Source organism: Streptomyces sp. AC555_RSS877 (genome assembly GCF_019049245.1).
In the GTDB taxonomy this organism is placed as follows: Bacteria; Actinomycetota; Actinomycetes; order Streptomycetales; family Streptomycetaceae; genus Streptomyces.
The window spans coordinates 1-258 of sequence record NZ_JAGMUK010000219.1 but is presented as its reverse complement, the minus strand read 5'-3'; the positions used below and the strand labels follow the sequence as shown (position 1 = coordinate 258).

Genomic DNA, 258 nt, shown 5'->3' with positions numbered 1-258 from the left:
CGCCGCGGACCGGGCCGGCGCCAGCTCCTCCACCAGCCGCTCGAACGGCACATCCTGATGCGCATACGCCTGCAGCCCCGTCTCCCGCACCTGCTCCAACAACGCAGCGAACGACGGATCACCGGAAAGGTCCGTACGCATCACCAGCGTGTTGACGAAGCAGCCGACCAGCTCGTCCAGCGCCTCATCCGTCCGCCCGGCAATCGCCGACCCGATCGGAATATCCGTCCCCGCACCCAGACGGTGCAACGTCACCGC

At 68.2% G+C, this 258-nt stretch carries 1 protein-coding gene; it reads right to left on the bottom strand.

From position 1 onward, the window contains the following. A partial coding sequence (locus KUM49_RS45120; RefSeq protein WP_217242798.1) for a condensation domain-containing protein occupies positions 1-258 on the bottom strand: 258 nt, incomplete at both ends.